Genomic DNA, 18,805 nt, shown 5'->3' with positions numbered 1-18,805 from the left:
CCGCCACCCCCGGCGCGAGTGCAACCGCCTCTCATTGTCATTTTTAGTGCGGATCCCCACCGGTACAGACCTGATCCCGTTGGCCGACCGGGGGACTGGCTTGCTAGGCCTTGCGGCACAGACAGCCATGACAAGGATCTGCCCCGATGAAACAGGACCGGATGAAACAGGGACTGGCACTTTCTGCCAGCGGTACCGTGGCCGCCAGCGGTACCGTAACCGCCAGAGCTACCGTGACCGCCGGCGTTACCATGGCCGCCCTGCTTGGGCTGCCCGCCCCGGCGCAGGCCGCCGACCCAGCCAGCCTGCCGACCGTGACCGTCACCGCCAACAAGCGCCCGCAGGCCAGCGGCGCCACCGATTCCTCGGTCCTTGTCCGCAGCGGTGCGGATCTGGAGGAAGCCGGGGTCAGAACCATCACCGACCTCGAAAAGGTCTTCCCCGGCCTGCACATCAGCGCCCGGGGCAGCAGCACCTATGCCAACATCAGCATCCGCGGCATGTCCTCCCCGGATTTCTATAATCCGGCGGTGCAGGTGTACGTCGACGGCGTTCCGCAGGATCCCGCCACCCTGTCGCAGGCCCTGACCGATGTGGACCGCGTGGAACTCCTGAAAGGCCCGCAAGGCAGCCTTTACGGTGCCGGGGCCTATGGCGGGGTGATCAACATCATCACCCGCCGCCCGGACAGCGCCCGCACCACCGTCAGCGCCGGACTGTCCACCGCCGGGCAGGACAGTCGCATCAGCACCACGCAGGTGCTGGATCCGGGGCGGCTGTACGGGGATCTGTCTCTGGGTGGATCGTGGCGGGACGGCACCATTGATGATGCCGCCACCGGCGGGTCCTCGGTCGATGACCGCCAGAACCGCGATGCCCGCGCCCGCCTGCGCTTCGCCCCGCAGGGCGGCCCGCTCGATCTTGCCCTCAGCGCCAGCCGGATTGAGGAGAACAGCAACGAGGAGGTGGTCGTCAGCGACATCCACCGCCGCAGCACCAACAGCGCCGTCTACGCCCATCCCCGCAGCCACAAGACCCTGACCAGTCTGGCCCTGAACGCCGACTACCGGGTCGGCCCCGGCACCATCAGCAGCATCACCGCCTATCAGGACCGCGACCTCGACCGCTTCGCCTATGGCCTGTATCAGCCGGAACAGCAGAAGACCCTGTCGCAGGAACTGCGCTACGCCCTTACCGGTGACCGCTACAACGGGGTGGTCGGCCTCTATGCCGGACAGACCGATTTCGACCGTCAGACCGGCCCCTACTTCGGCGGGGTGGTCGGGGCCTCCGACTCCTCGGTCACAACCACCGGCACCGCTGCCTTCGGGGAAGGCACCTATCACCTGACCCCCACCGTCGACCTGACCGCCGGGGTCCGCTATTCCTACGATCAGGCCAAGACCGAGGCCACCCGGGCCAATGGCCTGATGGCGGCCTACCCGGCCCTGTCCTTCAGCAACAGCGCCGACTTTGACGCGGTGACGCCCAAGCTGGCCGCCGGATGGCAGGTGACGCCGGATCACCGCCTGCATGCCCAGCTCAGTCAGGGTTACAAGCCCGGCGGCTTCAACCACACCATCACCAGCGCCGCCGATGCCCGGCCCTATTCCCCCGAGACCTCGACCAACGCCGAAATTGGCTGGACCGGTCACTTCGCCGGCAACCGGGTGGAGGTCAGCACCACCGCCTACTGGATCGAGGCCGAGGACAAGCAGATCTACGTCAATGTCGCCGGATCCTCGTTCCAGACCCTGCGCAACATGGGCGAGTCCCGCAGCGTCGGGCTGGAGTTTGATACCGTGGTCCGCCCGGTGGACTCCCTGCGGCTGACCTTCGGCGGCACCGTCGGCCGGTCCACCTTCACCAGCGCTACCGATCCGGTCAGCAATGCCGATTACGCCGACAAACGCCTGCCCTATGCCCCGGATCTCCTGCTCAACGCCTCGGCCACCTACTTCCTGCCAGCCACCGGCCTGCCGGGGGACCTGAGCGTGCGCGGGGCAACCCGCTATGCCTCGCGGACCTATTTTGACCCGGCCAACACGATGGCACAGGGCGGATACGCCCTGTTCGACCTGTCACAGGATCTGGCGCTGGACTCCGGGGCCACCGTCAGCCTGTTTGCCGAAAACCTCACCGACCGCCAGTACCGCACCTACAGCTTCAACGGCGGCACCACCTACAGCAGCCTCGGCGAAGGCCGGGTGGTCGGCATCAAGGGCGGGGTCACCTTCTGATGGGGGCCGACGCCGGGCTGAACACGGCTGACACCCCCGCCCTCGCCCGCACCCTGACCGTGGCCGCAGCCCTGTATACGGCGCAGGGGATTATCGGTGGCCTGTCTTTCGTCGGCATCCCCACCGTGCTGCGCAGCGGCGGGGTGCCGGTGGAACAGATCGGCCTGATCTCGCTGATCATGGCACCGTGGGCCCTGAAGGCCCTGTGGGCGCCCTGGATCACACCCCGGCGGACCCGGCGGATCCTGACCGTAGGATCGGTTCTGCCCGCCGGGCTGATTGGCGGGCTGGCCTTTCTGCCCGGCGGGAACACCGGTCTGGCCGCCGCCGTCCCGCTGCTGCTGACGGTGCTGGCGCTGACCGCCCTGCTGGCGGCAACCGTGGACACCGCCTGCGACGCCCTGCTGATCCGCACCCTTCCCGAGCGGCGGCGGCAGGATGGCAGCACGGTGCAGATTGCCGGGGGCTATGCCGGAACCGCTCTTGGCAGCGGCCTATTCACCCTGCTGTCCGGCTGGACCGGCTGGGCCGGGGCGGTGCTGGTCATCGCCGCCCTGCTGCTGGCCTCCGGCCTGTCCACGCGGCTGCTGCCCGCCGGGGATCCCCTGCCTCCCCCGGCGGAGGGACAGCGGCGGGGCAGCCTGTGGCAGGCCCTGACCTGCCGGAACGTGCAGGCCGGTCTGCTGCTGACCCTGTGCTTCGAGGCCGGGGGCCGGATCACGCTGGCCCTGACCGGCCCGGTGCTGGTCGACAGCGGCCTGTCGCTGGAACAGGTGAGTCTGGTCACCGGCCCGGCCACCCTGATTGCCGCCCTGACCGGAACAGCGGCAGGCTGGGGCCTGTCGCGGCAGGGCCGGGCCCGCCGGGCCATGGCCGCCATCCTGCCGGGACAGGCGGCCTGCTTCCTGCTGCTGGCGGCGCTGATGCCGGGCGGTCCGCTGGCCGGAAACAGCCCGTGGGCGGTTGCGGCAACGGTCCTCGGCGGGACGGCGGCGGTCTCCGCCGGATTTGTCGCCCTCTACACCCGCCTGATGGCGCTGAGTGACCAGCAGCGGGCGGCCACGGACTTTGCCCTGTTCCAGTCCGCCAGCGTGACCGTCGCCATTCTGTGCGGCAGCGGCGGGGCCGCTCTGGCCGGATACGCCGGATACAGCCGCACCTTTGTCTGCGCGGCCCTGCTGTGCCTGTTCTGCCTGCTGCTGGTTGTCTCCGTCCGTGCCCTGTCCGGCAGCCGTCCGTCCTAATCCCCGTCCCCCGGCATGGGGCTTTCCAAAACAGAACCGCCGCCCCGGAGGCCCGGAGCGGCGGTTTTTTTCAACGACAATACAGGACCTGTTACAGCGCCCGGGCCCGGGCGAAGAAGTCGGTGATCTGCCCACGCATCTTCTCTGACTGGCGCGACAGCTCCCCGGCGGCAGACAGCAGCTGACCGGCGCTTTCCCCGGTTTCCTGCGCCCCGACAGTGACGTGGATGACACTTTCCGCCACCTCCTGCGTGCCCTGTGCCGCCTCGGTGACATTCCGGGCAATCTCCCGCGTGGCCTCGCCCTGCTGCGAGACGGCATCGGAAATATCCCCGGCCAGCGCATTGACCTCGCCGATCACCCCGACAATCTCGCGGATGGCTTCCGCCACCTGCGTCGAAGCCGCTTCCATCGCCGCGATCTGGGTTGAGATCTCTGCGGTGGCGTGCGAGGTCTGGTTGGCGAGGCTTTTCACCTCATTCGCCACCACGGCAAAGCCCTTACCGGCCTCTCCGGCCCGGGCGGCCTCGATGGTCGCATTCAGGGCCAACAGATTGGTCTGGCTGGCAACCGTCTCAATCAGGCCAATGATCTGGCTGATATGACCGGTGGCTTCCACCAGCGTCCGCACCGTCTGTTCGGTCCGGTCTGCCGCCGCCGTGGCCCGTTCCGCCACCGCCTGCGACTGTCCGGCCCGTTCAGCGATATGCGTGATCGACGCTGCCAGCTCATCAGAGGCGACGGCAACGCTTTTCACATTCATCGAGGCCTGCTCCGTCGCCGTTGCCGCCGAGGTGGCATTCTGGGCAGACTGTTCCGCAGTCCCGGACAGGGTGCGGGCCGTCGCCTCCAGCTCGGTGGAGGCTGAGGTCACCGTCTCGAGAACCTGCGACACATCGCGGTCAAAAGTCTGCAGCAGATGCTCCAGCTGCTGGCTGCGCTGTTCACGGGCCAGCGCATCGGCCTGTGCCGCAGTGGACAGGGCCTGCCGCTCGCGGGCATTTTCCCGGAAGATCTCCACCGCCGCCGCCATTTCACCGATCTCATCACGGTGATCAAGCGCCGGGACCGAAATAGACAGGTCCCCCCCGGCCAGCGCCCGCATCGCGCCCGCCATCCGGCGGATCGGGGTTGAAATCACCCGGCTGAGCAGCAGGGATGCCCCGATCATCACCGCCAGCAGCACGGCCAGCACCAACGCCGCCCGCACGACCACCGCCCGGAAGGCAATGTCAATGTCGTCAACGTAAACGCCGGAGGCAATCACCCAGTCCCATGGGGCAAACAGGGTTTCGTAAGAAACCTTTTCAAACAGCACCTCGCCACCGCCCGGCTTGGTGAAGCGGTAGGTGGTGAAACCACCCCCTTTTTTGGCATTTTCAATCTGATGGCGGATGAAGGCGAAGCCGGTGGCGTCCTTTTCCTCAAGGCGCTGCTTGCCTTCCAGATCCTTACGGGTGCCGTGGATTTCCGTGACCCCCGCCGTGTTATAAACAAACAGGTAGTCGCCCTGCGCGTAGCGATAGGCCCGGATCACCGCTGCCGCCCGGCTCTTGGCCTCTTCAGCCGACAGCGCCCCATCCTGTGCCTGTTTATGGTAATAGGCCGCCACCGAGACCGCGGTCTCGACCACCTGCTGAACAGCCCGGTGCCGCTCCGCTTCCATCGTCTGCCGCAGGTTCAGCAGCCCGAGAAGGGTCACTGCTCCCACACCAAAAATACCCAGCACCGCCAGCAGCAGCAGCTTGGTGGAAATTTTACTGTTTTTAATCATCCGACCCCCCGAATGCATTTTCGGCAACGCTGACGCCCCGGCGCAATTGTCCGACAGCTGCCACACGTTCTCAGCACGATACGTCTCGGATCAGCAAGCGCCAAGAAAAACAATCAGAAGTTATGTTTTGCATATTTATGCACCAAAAAATTCAACATTTCTAAAAAAGGGGATCGCCCAGCCCTATCATATTCCACCATATGGAAAATACAGTCCGTGATCGGACAGTTTTCCCGAATCGACCGCCCGGAATCAAAAAGGCCGGACGCAGGTTTCCCCACATCCGGCCCCGTTTCAAAAGGTCAGAATCAAAGAATCAGGATGATCCGGTCAGAGGCGTACCACCACACCGGGATTCAGCAGGTTGTGCGGGTCCAGCGCCGCCTTCACCTTCCGCATCACCTCGATTTCCGCCGCGCTCTTGTAATGGATGATCTCATCCACCTTCAGACGACCGACCCCGTGCTCGGCGGAGATTGAGCCGCCCATATCAACCACAATGTCGTGGACGATCCGGTTCATTTCTTCCCAATGGGCCAGATAAGCCTTGGGGTCCATGCCCTCCGGCTGGGTCAGGTTGAAGTGGATGTTGCCGTCACCGACATGGCCGAACGGGCACGGGCGCAACCCCGGCAGGGCCGCTGTCACCCCGGCGATGGCGCGGTCAAGGAATTCCGGCACACGGGCCACCGGCACCGCGACGTCATGCTTGATCGACGCGCCTTCGTGCTTCTGCGCTTCCGGCAGGCCTTCACGCATCCGCCAGAACGAGGCTTCCTGCTGACCGCTTTCAGCAATCACCGCATCAGAGATGATCCCCTGCTCAAACGCGGTCTCAAGGAAGCCTTCAAACACCGCGCGCAGGTCAGTGCCCGCACGGGTCGAAGAAAACTCCGCCAGCACATACCACGGATGCTGCCCCTCAAACGGATCAGACACCCCATCCAGATGGCGGCAGGCCAGCTCCAGACCAAAACGGGCCACCAGCTCAAACGCCGAGACCTGATCGCCGGACATGGCGCGGGCCAGCGCCAGCAGGGCCGGAACCTGCGCCACATCATCGACCGCACACAGGGCGGTCTGCTTTTCCAGCGGGCGTGGATACAGCTTCATCACCGCCGCAGTGATGACGCCCAGCGCCCCTTCACCGCCGATGAACAGGTGCTTCAGGGCAAAGCCGGTGTTGTCCTTACCCAGCGCTTTCAGGCCATTCCACACCGTGCCGTCGGCCAGCACCACTTCCAGCCCCAGACACAGGTCACGGGTGTTGCCATACCGCAGCACGTTCAGCCCCCCGGCGTTGGTGGCCAGATTGCCACCGATCTGGCAGGAGCCCTGCGCCCCCAGCGCCAGCGGGAAGAAGCGGTCAGCCTCCAGCGCGGCGGTCTGCACCTCTTCCAGAATCACCCCGGCCTCGACCGTGATGGTGAAGTCGATGGGATTGATGGCCCGGATCCGGTTCATCCGCGACAGGCTGAGAATCACCTGCCCGGCATCAGAGACCGCGCCGCCGCACAGGCCGGTGTTGCCCCCCTGCGGCACAATGCTGACCCCTTCCGCCGCACAGGCTTTGACCACCGCCGCCACTTCTTCCGTGGTTGCCGGTTTCACCGCCACAGTGGCCTGTCCGCGATACAGGCCGCGCTCTTCCCGCAGGTGCGGATCAAGATCGCCGCCATCGGTCAGAACGGCTTTGTCGCCAACGATGGAGCGCAGGGTGGCCAGAAAAGCATCGGTGATCGGCACGGGGGGGAGCCCTCCAGCTACAGGGGGAACGGGGATCGCGCTGGCCTTACCATAGCCTGCGCGCATGGCTGTCTGGCTCTTTCCTACCCCCAGCCCGCAGCCGATACAAGCCCGCAGCCAAACAATCGACAAAGGCGATTATACAGTGCGGATTTACTCATTGTCTCCGCCCTTGCCGAGAGTCAAAAAATACTGTAACTAATAATCATTCGCACTTGATATCCCATTCTCCACCCCGCCCGCTCCCCACCCCGACGGAGGCCCCCATGCGCGACATCGCCAAGACCCTGACCTTCGCCACCCTGCACTTCGGCGTGGGCTTCACCATCACCTACCTGCTGACCGGGTCACTGACCATCGCCACCGGCGTCGCCCTGCTGGAGCCGACGGTCAACACCGTGGTGTTCTACTTCCATGAAAAGATCTGGAACCGTGCCTCACCGAAAGCCAGTACCCTGTGGGACGGCCACGGCCACAGCCGGATGAGCGAAACCCCTTTTGCCCCGGTCCCGGACAAGGCGGTCTGACCGATCCGCCGGGCCTGAACCCTGCCGTCAGCGGTACGGCTCGCGGAAGCGGTCCAGAGTGCCCTGCTGCATCAGGGACAGGATCCCCCGGTTGATCTGGTCCAGCAGGGCTGCCGCCCCCGGGCGGCCCCGGCTGACACAGATGTAATAGGGCGACGAGCGCACCACGACATAGGCCAGCGCGGTACGGTCGCCGCGTGACAGATAGCGCACCGTGTCACGGTAGCCGTAATAGGCATCAATCCGGCCCTGTTCCAGCATCCGCAGGCCGGTATCGTCGGAAGAGACGTCAACCACCACAGCGCCGGTGTTCTTCAGGTCTTCCGCCAGACTGTATCCGCGCACCACGCCGACACTCAGGCCGCGCAGATTCTCTATCGTCAGCGGCTGCGACGCCCGGTAAATCCGGCTGAACAGGCCGATCCCCACGTCACCGATGCTTTCTGAAAACAGCAGGGTCTCTGCCCGCTCCGGCCGGAAAGAGCAGGAACACAGGCCATCCACCCGCCCGCCTTCAGCCATCTGCAGGGCGCGTTGCCACGGGTAGAAGACGGTCTCCGGGGCGATGCCCTGTGACGCCAGCGCCTCTGTCAGAATGTCGATGTCATATCCCCGGTGACCATCGACCGGCACCGCCAGCTTGTGCGGCGGAAAGTCATTGCAGGCAAACACCGGGGCCGGAGAAGTTTCCGCCGCCCCGGCTGCAACGGCCCCCGCCCCGGCCATCAGGATCAGTGTCATCCCTGCCGCTATAGTATGCCACAGCCACGGCATCCTCAGCCGGGACACTGGCGTCACAGGCGATTGTCGCGCCATATCCGGTCCCTCCCCCATCTCCCTGTCCGGGATGTTCTGGTACAGGCTGCCCCCGCAGCCAGAGAGACACTGTAAAAGTTAAGGGAATTCTCCGCCAGCCTTTGACGCAAATTTGATTCGATTTTTTAGGGAGATAAGACGGACTGTTCCGCCCGTTTGCGTCAATAAAGATGCTGCCCGCCGGTAACGAACACCTCGGACCCCGTGATATAGCCGAACTCGTCAGAACACAGGCGGAAGGCGCAGGCGGCGACATCGTCCGGGGTGCCCATCCGGTCCAGCGGAATGCGCGGGATCAGCGCCTCGTATTCGGGCGAGATCATTTCCGTCTTGATCTCACCCGGGGCGATGGCGTTGACGCGCACCCCCAGCTGCGCCAGCTCCGCCGCCATTTCGCGGGTCAGGCCGGACAGAGCCGCCTTGCTGGTGGAATAGGCGGATCCGGCGAAGGGATGGACGTAATGCCCGGCGATGGAGGTGATATTGATGATCGCCCCCTTGCCTTTGTGCAGGTCAGCGGCAAACCCGCGGGCCAGCCGCAGCGGGGTAAAGAAGTTAAGCTCGAACACCGCCCGCCAGCCGTCAATCGGGCCGTTGAGAATCCCCAGCCGTTCCTTGAACGGGGTCTTCGGCGAAACCCCGGCATTGTTGATCAGGGCATGCAGCGGATCCCCGTTCAGGATCGCCTTCACCTCGCGGATCAGCACATCCACCGCATCCCCGGCCCCCAGATCGACCTGAATATGATGCTGCCAGTTGTCATCCCGCATCAGATCATCGGGCAGCGGCCCGCGGGCGCAGGAGATAACCCGCCAGCCTTCCTTCATGAAACGCAGGGCAGTCACCTGCCCGATGCCCCGGCTGGTGCCGGTGATAACGACAGTCTTGGGCGCGGTACGGGTCATGATGATGATCTCAGTCTCTGGTCAGCGGTCGGGGGACACCATACTTACGGCGGCCGAGGGCCGCCGCCAAGGGGGTGCCGCTGATTGTGCCAGAAATGATGCATCATGTATCAGGAAAAAGCACACCCCGGCTTTACCCCGATCTTTTTCAGCACAATCGCCAGCGGACAGAAGCCGGTGAAAGCGGCCTGCAGCATGTTCAGGCCGACAAAGGCAGTGATGTAGATCGCCCAGCCAAGCCCGGCAAAGGCATAAAGCGCCAGAGACGCCAGAATAACGGTTCCGGCAAAAGCCATGATAACGCGGTCGAGGGACACGGGATGCTCCAGTGCAGTCAGACGGTCTGTGGATAAAATCAGAGAAAACTTAATGAAACTCTCTGGGAAACCTGTGAAAAAGCCTGTGGATAACCATAAGAGCAACCCTTGGATCCTTTCAGGCCCCGGGGTCACCGGGCGACACCGGGCAGTACAGATCGCTGAGGGTCCGCAGAATGGCCTCAACCTCCGCCCCGGCCAGCGCATAATAGATGGTCAGTCCGTCGCGCCGGGTCTTAACCACCCCCTGCTGGCGCAGCACCGCCAGATGCTGCGATAGCGCAGACTGCGAGATGCCGATCCGTCGCTCCAGCGCGCCGACACAGTGCTCCCCGCCGGTCAGAACGCAGAGGATCATCAGCCGCCGCTCGTTCGCCAGCGCCCGCAGCAGGGTTGCGGCTTCGACCGCCCGGTGGTGCAGTGAATCAGTATTCATAATTGCTAATTTAGTTTACCTTGATATATTAGTCAACACTGATCCACTCCCCCCCTCTTTTCCCGCCGAGATCCCCCATGCCCCGCACCCTTCCCGTTCTGGCCCTGCTGGCCCTGCTGACCGCCACCCCGGCGGCAGCGGAAACGCTGACCGTCCGCACCCAGTCCCTGCCGGATGAAAAGGCGGTGTACGCCACCGTGGTCAGCGCCGACACTCAGGTCGCCCGCGCCCGCATCAGCGGCACGGTGGCGGCGGTCCATGCCGATGAAGGCGACAGCGTGCAGGCCCGGCAGGTGCTGGCGGTGGTCGGCGACGCCAAACTGCTGCTGAAGCGCACCGCGGCCGAGGCGCAGGTGGCCTCGCTGCGGGCGGAACGGGCGCAGGCCGCCACCGAACTGGCCCGGGCGCAGGAGCTGTACGCACAGGGGGCAACCCCGAAGGCGCGGCTGGATCAGGCCCGGACGGCGCTAGAGGTGCTGGACCGCACCATCGCCGGGCAACTGGCGGAGCGGCAGGTGGTGGACGCCACCACGGCGGAAGGCGAGGTGCTATCCCCCGGGGCCGGGCGGGTGCTGGAGGTCAAAGTGATCCCCGGATCGGTGGTGATGCCGGGCGAGGCAATCGCCACCGTCGCCACCGGACGGTATCTGCTGCGCCTTGAGGTGCCGGAGCGCCACGCCCGCTTCCTGACCGCCGGAACCACCGTGCGGGTCGGCGACCGGGGCCTTGACCCCGCCGCCAGCCCCCCTGCCCTCGGCACCGTTTCCAAGGTTTATCCGCGCCTGACCGAAGGCCGGGTGAAGGCCGATGTGCAGGTGGATGGCCTTGGCACCTATTTTGTCGGCGAACGGGCGATGGTGTGGCTGCCGACCGGAGAGCGCGACACGCTGCGGGTGCCGGTGCGGTTCCTGACCGTGCGCTTTGGCGTCACCTTCGCCACCCTGTCCGACCCCGCCCACCCGGCAGGCCGCGAGGTGCCGGTGCAGACCGGCAACCGCAGCAACGACCCGCAGCAGGGGGAGATGGTGGAAATCCTCTCCGGCCTGCGCGACGGCGACACCCTGCAGACACCCTGAGCCGGAGGACCCGCTATGACCACCGCCCCCCGGCCCCCCGAACAACAGCCCCCCGAAGCCCCCCGGCACCGTCTGGGCCTGTCCGGCCTGCTGACCCGCGCCTTTATCCGCTCGCCGCTGACACCGCTGCTGCTGCTGGCGGCGCTGGTGGTCGGCACCGTCGCCCTGATCCAGCTCCCGCGGGAGGAAGAACCCCAGATCTCGGTGCCGATGGTTGATATCATGGTCTCCGCCAATGGCCTGAAGGCCGACGACGCGGTGGAGCTGGTGACCAAACCGCTGGAAACCATAATCAAGGGGCTGGATGACGTCGATCACGTCTATTCTCAGACCGTTGACGACCACGTCACCGTCACCGCCCGCTTCAGGGTCGGCACCGACAAGGATATCGCCCTGCTGCGGGTGCATGAGACCATCCGCGCCCACATGCCGGAAATCCCGGTCGGCATCCCCGAGCCGCTGATCATCGGGCGCGGCATCAATGATGTGCCCGCCGTGGTGCTGACCCTGTCGCCCCGCCCCGACGCCGCCGACCGCTGGACCGATGCCGGGCTGCGGGCCCTGGCCGACACCCTGATGCGGGAACTGATCAAGGTCGATGACGTCGGCCTGACCTTCCTGACCGGCGGACAGGCGGAACAGATCCGGGTGGAACCCGACCCGGAACGGCTGACCCTTTACGGTGTCACCCTCAACCAGCTGGTCGATAAGATCACCAATGCCAACCGCCAGTTCTCCCTTGGCCGGGTGCGCGACGGCGGCGGCCAGCGCCCGGTGATGGCCGGGCAGACCCTGCAGGGGGTGGCCGACATCGGAACCCTGCTGATCACCACCGCCGACGGCCGCCCGGTGTATGTGAAGGACGTGGCAACCATCATCGTCGGCTCCGCCCCCGCCGATCAGCGGGTGTGGACCATGACCCCGGACGGCAGCCCCCTGCCCGCCGTGTCGCTGTCGCTGGCCAAGCGCAAGGGCACCAACGCCGTGGTGGTGGCCGAGGCGGTGATGCAGCGGCTGGAATCCCTGAAAGGCCGCCTGCTGCCCGCCGATATCACCGTTGAGGTCACCCGCAATTACGGCGAGACCGCCAGGGAAAAAGCCGATGAGCTGCTGTTCCACCTCGGCCTTGCCACCCTGTCGATTGTCGCCCTGATCACGCTGGCCATCGGCTGGCGCGAAGGGGTGGTGGTGGCGGTGGTGATCCCCGTCACCATTCTGCTGACGCTGTTTGCCGCGCACCTGATGGGCTACACCATCAACCGGGTCAGCCTGTTCGCCCTGATCTTCTCCATCGGTATTCTGGTCGATGACGCCATTGTGGTGGTGGAAAACATCTCCCGCCACTGGGGCATGCCGGACGGGCGCAGCGCCCTGCAAAAGGCCATTGATGGCGTGGCGGAGGTCGGCAACCCGACCATCGTCGCCACCCTGACCATCGTGGCCGCCCTGCTGCCGATGATGTTCGTTTCCGGCCTGATGGGGCCGTATATGAGCCCGATCCCCGCCAACGCCAGCGCCGCCATGGTGTTTTCCTTCTTCGTCGCCGTCACCATCACCCCGTGGCTGCTGATGAAGGTGGCCGGCAGCCACCGTGACGAAGTCGCCCACCACGGCGGCGAAGGAAAACTCGGGGCGCTGTACCGCCGCCTTGCCACCGCCGTGCTGACCGACCGCCGCACCGCCAGACGCTTCCTGTGGGGGGTCGGCATCGCCACCGTGGCGGTGTGCGGGCTGTTCTACACCAAATCCGTCACCGTCAAGCTGCTGCCCTTTGATAACAAGTCAGAGCTTCAGGTGGTGGCCGACCTGCCGGAAGGATCGTCACTGGAAGACACCCAGCGGGTGCTGTTCGCTGCCGCCGACCGCCTGCGCGACCTGCCGGAGCTGACCTCCGCCCAGATTTACGCCGGGACTGCCGCCCCCTTCACCTTCAACGGACTGGTGCGGCATTACTACCTGCGCTCCAGCCCGGAACTCGGCGACCTGCAACTGAACCTGAAGCCCAAGGCCGACCGCAGCCGCGCCAGCCACGCCATCGCGCTGGAAGTACGGCAGCGCCTGCACGGCCTGCCGGTGCCCGACGGCACGGTGCTGAAGGTGGTGGAAGTGCCGCCCGGCCCGCCGGTCCTCTCCACCCTGCTGGCGGAAATCTACGGCCCCGATGCCGCCACCCGCCGCGCCACCGCCGAACAGGTGAAGGCCGCCTTCCGCGCCGTGCCCTTCATCGTTGATATCGACGACAGCGCCGGGGCCAGCACCACCCGCCTGCGGCTGGCCCTTAACCAGCAGGCGCTGGAATACCACGGCGTGGAGGAAGAGGCCGTTTACGACACCATCACCGCCCTGCTGGGCGGGGTGAAGGTCGGCTATTCCCATCGCGGGGCCGGGCTGACGCCGGTTGATATCTCCGTCCGCCTGCCCAGCGACGCCCTGACCGTCAGCGAGCGGCTGCTGTCCACCCCGATCCCCGCCCGCAGCGGCACCGTGGACCTCGGCGACGTCGCCAGCATCGTGCGGGAACAGACCTCCCCCACCCTGTTCCGCCGCGACGGCCACTTCGCCGAAATGGTGATGGCCGACCTCGCCGGGGCCTACGAAGCCCCGGTCTACGGCATGTTCGCGGTGGAAGAGCAGTTAAAAAGCCAGATCGACAGCGGCGCCCTGCGCATCGGCTACCACGGCCAGCCGACCGACGAGGCCGCCCCCACCCTGCTGTGGGATGGCGAATGGGAAATCACCTGGGTCACCTTCCGCGACATGGGGGCCGCCTTCATGGTCGCCCTGCTGGGGATCTACCTGCTGGTGGTGGCGCAGTTCGGATCGTTCAAACTGCCGCTGGTGATCCTGCTGCCGGTGCCGCTGACCCTGATTGGCATCGTGCTGGGGCACTGGCTGTTTGCCGCCCCCTTTACCGCCCCGTCGATGATAGGCTTTATCGCACTGGCCGGGATTATCGTGCGCAATTCCATCCTGCTGGTGGACTTCATCCGCCACGCCCGCGCCGCCGACCCCAGCACCCCGCTCCGCCGCGCCCTGCTGGACGCCGGGGCGATCCGCATCAAACCGATCGTGCTGACCGCCGCCGCTGCCATGATCGGCGCCGCCTTCATCCTGACCGACCCGATCTTTCAGGGGCTGGCCCTGTCACTGGTGTTCGGCCTCGCCAGCTCCACCGCCCTGACCCTGCTGGTGATCCCGGCGGTGTATGTGGTGCTGCGCGATGATGGTAAGGGGATGTGAGGGGAGTGTGGGGGATGGGGAGGAACCCGGGGGCGCTGCCCCCGGTCCCCCGCAAGGAGCCTTGGGCTCCTTGACCTTGTTTTTGCGAGGCTCTACCGACGCATGGAGGAAAGAACACGAAACCTCAGGCAGATATTCATTCTATGAGACGACTATCGTGATTCAGGAAAAAGCACGAATGCGGTTGTATTATCGCCCTGTGGCTGCCCATTCACATTCATCACCCGGATATCTGTCTGGTTCACATTCGCCCAGACCAATTGCACACCATGTTTCTCAATCATCGGCAATGAACTGGTGATACCTTTCCAAGCATCTGCAAACGCCTTGTGAAGACTATCTTCATAATACGCAAGTGGATTGGCATTCCGCAGATTCCGGTCCTTGATCACAGGACCACACTCTCTCTGTTTATTGTAGCCATGCCATGGCCAGTTAGCCACCTCGCACGAAGGTAGTGTGGAAATAATCAACCACAGCTTAGGAAGAACCCATTCCGGATCTCCCGAATGCTGTTCGAAACCTTTATAGCTTTCGATCTCCGTCCGGTAATGCCAAAGGTCTTTTACAATCAGACGCTCATCTGAGGAATTCGAGCTTTCATACTCAATAACCGCAATCTTCTCATGTCGCGGATTAATGAAAGCAAGGTCAGGACGAAAGTCACGACGGATCCCCGGTTCGACCAATGCCATGGTCCCCGCTGGGGCAGACATCGTCAAGGCGCCCCAAAGCGCACCATGCAACCATCGCTGCTCAATCCAGAACCCATCAGTGACCCATTCCGGCCCAAGAAACCCTTCTGCAACCCTTGCTCTGATGTTAGCTGCAAAGGTCCCCAAAATATCGTTCAACATCACAAAATTCCTCCGCCTTTGTGATCTCCGCCAAGTCACAGCTTAACCGTTTACTGAAAGAGCGAGCCGCCGGTAGCTTTCCCATCAATCATAGCGCACGCTCTGGTGGCATACCACCTTCGCGGAAGGAACGTTATATGGAAACCTCCTCACAATTTTACATTCCAACCCAAAACCGGGGTACCGGGCCAATGGCCCCGCGCGGGTGCGGGCGGCAGCCCACAGCATTCTCTTAACGCAAGCCCCCCTCGGCACACAGCAGCCCCACACGATCAGCACAACGAGGGCCTTCCTTGCCCCGAACCATCAATTTACGTATTTTACGTAAAATACGTAAATTCCTCATCCCCGGAGGTCTGAGATGGTCTCTTTAAGCGCCGCCACCTTCTGCCGCAACTTCGGGCGGTATCAGCGCGAGGTCCAGCGGGAGCCGATTGAGGTGCTCAACCACGGCTCTGTCAGCGGGTACTTCGTTTCCCCCAGCGAATATCAGGCCTTCCGGGAATGGCGGGACCGCCAGCCGAAGGCCTATCACCCGTCGGAACTGCCCGAGGCCGTCAAAGAGGCGATCCGGTCCACGGCGATGGACCCGGCCCATGATCACCTGAATGATCTGCTGAAAGACTGACCGGTCGATGCCCCTGCCCAAACCAACGCCCGGTCTGGTGATCCACCATGACTATCTGTGGCGTCATGAGGCTATGGCCGGGGCAGACAAAGGCGTCAAGCGCCGCCCGGTTGCCATCATTGTGGCCATCACCGGCACCGCCGGGGCCGTCAGCGTGACGGTCGCCCCGATCACCCATACCCCGCCAGCCGGGGCGGCCAGCGGCATCCTGCTCCCGGCAAAGGTGAAGCAGCACCTTGGGCTGGATGCGGACCCGTCGTGGGTGATCACCAACGACCTGACCATCTTTGTGTGGCCGGGGGAGGACCTCTATCCGGTCCCGAACACGCCCCCCGGCACCTATGACTATGGCTTTCTGCCTCCGGCCCTGTTTGATCAGATCAGGCAGGAGATTCTGCGGCACAGCACCGCCCCCACACCCCGTTAAGCACCGGGCAAGAGGTGGGGCCGGAGCCCCGCCCCCCCTACGCCGCCACCCGGCCCAGCTGCGGTGTGGTGTCGCCGTCGGTCCAGCGCAGGTCCCCGGCGTAGCGCCGGGTCATCTGCCCGGCGGCGTCCAGCGCGAACAGGTGCAGCCAGCCGTTGTCAAACAGCGCCCGCACCCCGTCATGGCGCTGGAGGATGGCGGTCATCGCCTCCTCCGGCGCTTCGACGCAGACGGTCAGGCGCAGCGGCTCGTGGCGCAGGGTGGTGCCATCCTGCACCGACTGCCACGTCAACCCGGCCCGCAGCAGGCCGCCGTTGCCTTCCACCACGCCGATGCCGCCGACCACGTTGTGCAGCAGCTTGTTGCCCGCCCCGAAGTGCTGCGGGGCGACGGCGGAGCCGTAGTATTGCAGGCTGATCCAGCTGGCGACCACCACCGGCGCGGTCAGGATCAGTTCCAGCACCGGGTAGCCCTGCGCCGCATCCTGCCGCCAGTCGTAGTCATGCAGGAAGGCCCGGCCATTCAGGCTGCGTCCGGCGGTGCGGGCACGCGGGGCGGCGATGAAGGCGCTGCACCCGGCAAGGCCCCATTCCGGCCGCACCTCCGCCCAGTTGCGGCCCCGCCGCCGCAGGGCGGAGCCGCTGCCACCACCGGGCAGCAGCCGGGCACGCTCGGCGCGGGCGGTGGTCCCGGCCTGTTCCAGCGCCCGCTTCAGGGCGGTCAGATCGGCGGCATGGCTGGCGGGCAGGCCATCGGCATAGAGGGTGACGGTGTCGCTGGTGGTGTCATGCAGGGCGGCAACAAAGCTGGTATCAGCGGGGATGGTGATACCCCGCGCCACCAGCCCGCACCGCACCGCCGGATCATTCAGCAGCGCCGCCAGCAGCCGGGCGTTGACGTCCCCGGCATGGCCGCCGCAGGCCCCGCAGTTGAGGGCGCTGGCGTGCGGGTTGTTGGTGACATGGGCACCATGCCCGGCCAGCAGCACAATCCGGGCGAAGCCGGAGGTCAGCGACATGCCGCGCAGCACCCGTTCCGCCATGCTGACCGCCTGATCCGGCGACGGCTGCGGGTGCAGGTGCGGGGCCGGGGCCGCCACCGGGGCGACGCTGCCCAGCCCGAGGGCATCGCGCAGCAGCTTGACCGCATACAGCGGCCCGGCGGATTCAACGAAGGCGAAGGAGGACACCGCCGCCAGCTTAAACCGCCCCCACGCCCGCACCGCGCGCGACCGGCAGCGGGCGGCGAAATCGGCCTGTTCCGCCAGCGGCCCGTGCCCGCCGGAGCAGGACTGAACCATCGGCGGCAGCAGCACCGGCAGCCGGTGTTCCATCACATCAGACGCGAACCCCTGATGCCCGGCCCCGATGCCGAAGAACCCGGCGAACCCGAGGGTGCTGATGCCGGGGTCGGCCTGTTCCAGCGCCCGCCGGAACACTTCGGAGCGCACATCAATGCAGAACACCGCCTGCACCGCCGGGCGGCCCGGTCCCGGCCCGGCCACCGCCGGAGCGGCCAGCGTTGCCGCCAGTGTCCGCTGGGCGGCGCGGTCGGCGGCATCCTGCAAGATGGCATCGACAATCTGCCCGGCATCGGGGGTCAGCGGTGCGGCATGGGCTGCCGCCACCGCCGCCCAGCGCGGGGCCAGCGCCGGAAAGCGGATCAGCAGCGCCTGTTCCCACGCCAGCCGCACCGCCAGCAGATCGGTCAGGGCTGGGCTGGTGCCGCCCGCCTGTTCCGCCTGCCACACCAGATAGCGGGCATGCTGCGCCCAGCCGCCAAGGCTGAACAGCAGCCGGTGGAACAGGGTCGGCAGCGCCGCCGCCGGAACCTGAAGGACGGCACAGCCCTGCACCAGCGCCTCTGCCGGGTCATCGGGCAGACCGGCGGCAAAGGCCGCGAAGCCGGTCAGGCCCTGCACCTCGGGGGTCAGGTCATGGGTGGCCCAGTGCCGCCACGATGCCCATTCCCGTTCTTCCTGCCGTTCGCCCCACAGGGCCTGTCCACGGTCGAAGTGCCCGGCAGCCCACAGGCCGATGCGGTCATCAAGGAAGGCGGGCCAGTCGGTGCCGGTCAGCTCCGCCCCCAGATCGGCCAGCGTCGGCAGCGGGGCAGGATCGGGCTGCGGCTGGTCCGCCAGCGCCAGCAGGGCCGCGACATCGGCGGGTTTGCCGGGCTGCGGGCAGGCCAGCAGCGCTGCCGTCAGGTCGTCCCGGCTGATCCGGCCATCGGCGATCCGGGCGCGGTACCACGGGCGCGGCATGGTCACCGGCACGCCCCCGGCCCGGGCCAGCCGGGCGGCGGTTTCGGCCAGCGTCTCGCCGGTCTGGCCGAGGAAGGGGTTGACCGCAACGGTGGCCTCCAGCGGCCACGCCGGGGCAATCATCCGGGCGGCCCCGGTCGCGGCGGCGGAGATCTGGGACAGGGAAAGCGTCATGGTCGGTCTCCGGTCTGGAACGTCATCTCTGGGGAACACTGTTTAACTGGGCCGTTGAGGCCCCGCGCCCGCGTGGGCGCGTAAGCCAAGCGGGCGGAGGCCCGCGCCCGGCGTCTGAGCGTCATGGTCGGCCTC

General features: G+C 65.9%; 15 protein-coding genes. 7 read left to right on the top strand and 8 right to left on the bottom strand.

The features are described 5' to 3' along the window. The first annotated feature begins 146 nt into the window (after window positions 1-146). Window positions 147-2,240, top strand: a complete 2,094-nt coding sequence (locus G365_RS20325) for a TonB-dependent receptor (protein WP_019644305.1) — start codon at window positions 147-149, stop codon at window positions 2,238-2,240. After that, on the top strand, window positions 2,240-3,484 hold the full coding sequence (locus tag G365_RS0104460; RefSeq protein WP_019644304.1) for an MFS transporter: 1,245 nt from the start codon (window positions 2,240-2,242) through the stop codon (window positions 3,482-3,484). The genes G365_RS20325 and G365_RS0104460 overlap by 1 nt, the downstream gene beginning before the upstream one ends. 91 nt (window positions 3,485-3,575) lie before the next feature. Here G365_RS0104460 and G365_RS0104455 read toward each other — a convergent pair whose 3' ends face one another. After that, window positions 3,576-5,258, bottom strand: a complete 1,683-nt coding sequence (locus tag G365_RS0104455; protein WP_019644303.1) for a methyl-accepting chemotaxis protein — start codon at window positions 5,256-5,258, stop codon at window positions 3,576-3,578. 330 nt (window positions 5,259-5,588) lie between these two features. Then, window positions 5,589-7,004 (bottom strand): FAD-binding oxidoreductase, encoded by a 1,416-nt coding sequence (locus tag G365_RS0104450; protein ID WP_019644302.1) that lies wholly within the window; start codon window positions 7,002-7,004, stop codon window positions 5,589-5,591. A 266-nt stretch (window positions 7,005-7,270) separates the two neighbouring features. On the opposite strand from G365_RS0104450, the gene G365_RS20320 reads away from it, so the two are divergent. Beyond that, window positions 7,271-7,531 (top strand): DUF2061 domain-containing protein, encoded by a 261-nt coding sequence (locus G365_RS20320; RefSeq protein WP_019644301.1) that lies wholly within the window; start codon window positions 7,271-7,273, stop codon window positions 7,529-7,531. 27 nt (window positions 7,532-7,558) lie between these two features. On the opposite strand, the gene G365_RS0104440 is transcribed toward G365_RS20320, so the two are convergent. The 4 genes from G365_RS0104440 to G365_RS0104425 form a co-directional block, all read right to left on the bottom strand. After that, on the bottom strand, window positions 7,559-8,272 hold the full coding sequence (locus G365_RS0104440; protein ID WP_019644300.1) for a substrate-binding periplasmic protein: 714 nt from the start codon (window positions 8,270-8,272) through the stop codon (window positions 7,559-7,561). A 236-nt stretch (window positions 8,273-8,508) separates the two neighbouring features. Beyond that, window positions 8,509-9,252 carry an SDR family NAD(P)-dependent oxidoreductase gene (locus tag G365_RS0104435; protein ID WP_019644299.1) on the bottom strand — a complete coding sequence of 248 codons (744 nt, stop codon included), beginning with the start codon at window positions 9,250-9,252 and terminating at the stop codon, window positions 8,509-8,511. A gap of 110 nt (window positions 9,253-9,362) precedes the next feature. Next, window positions 9,363-9,569: a YgaP family membrane protein gene (locus tag G365_RS0104430; protein WP_026345091.1), complete on the bottom strand. Its 207-nt coding sequence runs from the start codon at window positions 9,567-9,569 to the stop codon at window positions 9,363-9,365. Between the two features lie 118 nt (window positions 9,570-9,687). Next, entirely contained in the window at window positions 9,688-10,005 is a 318-nt protein-coding gene (locus G365_RS0104425; RefSeq protein ID WP_019644297.1) for an ArsR/SmtB family transcription factor, read from the bottom strand. 77 nt (window positions 10,006-10,082) lie between these two features. Here G365_RS0104425 and G365_RS0104420 point away from each other — a divergent pair, with 77 nt between their 5' ends. Next, complete coding sequence (locus tag G365_RS0104420; protein WP_019644296.1) at window positions 10,083-11,081, top strand: efflux RND transporter periplasmic adaptor subunit; 999 nt, start codon at window positions 10,083-10,085, stop codon at window positions 11,079-11,081. A gap of 15 nt (window positions 11,082-11,096) precedes the next feature. Then, on the top strand, window positions 11,097-14,321 hold the full coding sequence (locus G365_RS0104415; RefSeq protein WP_019644295.1) for an efflux RND transporter permease subunit: 3,225 nt from the start codon (window positions 11,097-11,099) through the stop codon (window positions 14,319-14,321). 152 nt (window positions 14,322-14,473) lie between these two features. Here the strand turns inward: G365_RS0104415 and G365_RS0104410 are convergent, their stop codons facing one another. Then, window positions 14,474-15,178 carry a hypothetical protein gene (locus tag G365_RS0104410; RefSeq protein WP_019644294.1) on the bottom strand — a complete coding sequence of 235 codons (705 nt, stop codon included), beginning with the start codon at window positions 15,176-15,178 and terminating at the stop codon, window positions 14,474-14,476. A 361-nt stretch (window positions 15,179-15,539) separates the two neighbouring features. Between G365_RS0104410 and G365_RS0104405 the strand changes: the two genes are divergently transcribed. Together G365_RS0104405 and G365_RS0104400 are read left to right on the top strand one after the other, a co-directional pair. Next, window positions 15,540-15,806 carry a type II toxin-antitoxin system Phd/YefM family antitoxin gene (locus G365_RS0104405; RefSeq protein WP_019644293.1) on the top strand — a complete coding sequence of 89 codons (267 nt, stop codon included), beginning with the start codon at window positions 15,540-15,542 and terminating at the stop codon, window positions 15,804-15,806. Between the two features lie 7 nt (window positions 15,807-15,813). Then, window positions 15,814-16,233: a hypothetical protein gene (locus G365_RS0104400; RefSeq protein WP_019644292.1), complete on the top strand. Its 420-nt coding sequence runs from the start codon at window positions 15,814-15,816 to the stop codon at window positions 16,231-16,233. A gap of 37 nt (window positions 16,234-16,270) precedes the next feature. Here G365_RS0104400 and G365_RS20315 read toward each other — a convergent pair whose 3' ends face one another. Continuing rightward, window positions 16,271-18,670 (bottom strand): YbcC family protein, encoded by a 2,400-nt coding sequence (locus tag G365_RS20315; protein ID WP_019644291.1) that lies wholly within the window; start codon window positions 18,668-18,670, stop codon window positions 16,271-16,273. Window positions 18,671-18,805 lie beyond the last annotated feature (135 nt).

The sequence above is a fragment of the Novispirillum itersonii subsp. itersonii ATCC 12639 genome, from assembly GCF_000381985.1.
Lineage (GTDB): Bacteria > Pseudomonadota > Alphaproteobacteria > Rhodospirillales > Rhodospirillaceae > Novispirillum > Novispirillum itersonii.
This window is presented reverse-complemented; position numbering and strand designations above follow the sequence as displayed.

Bases quoted from the DNA above. Each gene is read 5' to 3' on its own strand.
- G365_RS0104440 (WP_019644300.1), bottom strand. From the start codon at position 8,272: ATGACACTGATCCTGATGGCCGGGGCGGGGGCCGTTGCAGCCGGGGCG.
- G365_RS20325 (WP_019644305.1), top strand. From the start codon at position 147: ATGAAACAGGACCGGATGAAACAGGGACTGGCACTTTCTGCCAGCGGT.
- G365_RS0104410 (WP_019644294.1), bottom strand. From the start codon at position 15,178: ATGTTGAACGATATTTTGGGGACCTTTGCAGCTAACATCAGAGCAAGG.
- G365_RS0104435 (WP_019644299.1), bottom strand. From the start codon at position 9,252: ATGACCCGTACCGCGCCCAAGACTGTCGTTATCACCGGCACCAGCCGG.
- G365_RS0104400 (WP_019644292.1), top strand. From the start codon at position 15,814: ATGCCCCTGCCCAAACCAACGCCCGGTCTGGTGATCCACCATGACTAT.
- G365_RS0104425 (WP_019644297.1), bottom strand. From the start codon at position 10,005: ATGAATACTGATTCACTGCACCACCGGGCGGTCGAAGCCGCAACCCTG.
- G365_RS0104415 (WP_019644295.1), top strand. From the start codon at position 11,097: ATGACCACCGCCCCCCGGCCCCCCGAACAACAGCCCCCCGAAGCCCCC.
- G365_RS0104420 (WP_019644296.1), top strand. From the start codon at position 10,083: ATGCCCCGCACCCTTCCCGTTCTGGCCCTGCTGGCCCTGCTGACCGCC.
- G365_RS0104455 (WP_019644303.1), bottom strand. From the start codon at position 5,258: ATGATTAAAAACAGTAAAATTTCCACCAAGCTGCTGCTGCTGGCGGTG.
- G365_RS0104405 (WP_019644293.1), top strand. From the start codon at position 15,540: ATGGTCTCTTTAAGCGCCGCCACCTTCTGCCGCAACTTCGGGCGGTAT.
- G365_RS20315 (WP_019644291.1), bottom strand. From the start codon at position 18,670: ATGACGCTTTCCCTGTCCCAGATCTCCGCCGCCGCGACCGGGGCCGCC.
- G365_RS0104460 (WP_019644304.1), top strand. From the start codon at position 2,240: ATGGGGGCCGACGCCGGGCTGAACACGGCTGACACCCCCGCCCTCGCC.
- G365_RS20320 (WP_019644301.1), top strand. From the start codon at position 7,271: ATGCGCGACATCGCCAAGACCCTGACCTTCGCCACCCTGCACTTCGGC.